Source organism: Mesorhizobium sp. M7A.F.Ca.MR.148.00.0.0 (genome assembly GCF_003997735.1).
Lineage (GTDB): Bacteria > Pseudomonadota > Alphaproteobacteria > Rhizobiales > Rhizobiaceae > Mesorhizobium.
On the sequence record NZ_RZTB01000535.1, the window covers coordinates 1 to 287 of the forward strand.

At 63.1% G+C, this 287-nt stretch carries 1 protein-coding gene; it reads left to right on the top strand.

The window, feature by feature from the left end; all coding sequences use genetic code 11:
- The coding region (locus EOB49_RS35235; RefSeq protein ID WP_206526224.1) for a 3-keto-5-aminohexanoate cleavage protein at nt 1-223 on the top strand (223 nt) is incomplete at its 5' end.
- Nucleotides 224-287 lie beyond the last annotated feature (64 nt).

Consider the following 287-nt stretch of genomic DNA (forward strand, 5'->3'; position numbering starts at 1 on the left):
CGAAGCGCATGGCATCGTCGCCGTGCTCGAGCGCGCCGGGGTACGGCGGCCGATCCTGCTGCATGGCGTCGATGCAACTGTCTGGCCCTTCGTCAAGCTTGCGCATCGCAAGCGCTGGTCGACACGGGTCGGTCTGGAAGACGGCAATACGCTCGCCGATGGAACTGTGGCGAAGGACAACGCGGCGATCGTCGCTGCCGCCGTAGCGATCTTTTGCGGCTAGTTTTCCAGAATGATCTGGATTGCCTTATCGGCCACCGGATGGAGGCCACTGGCCTGGAAGGACA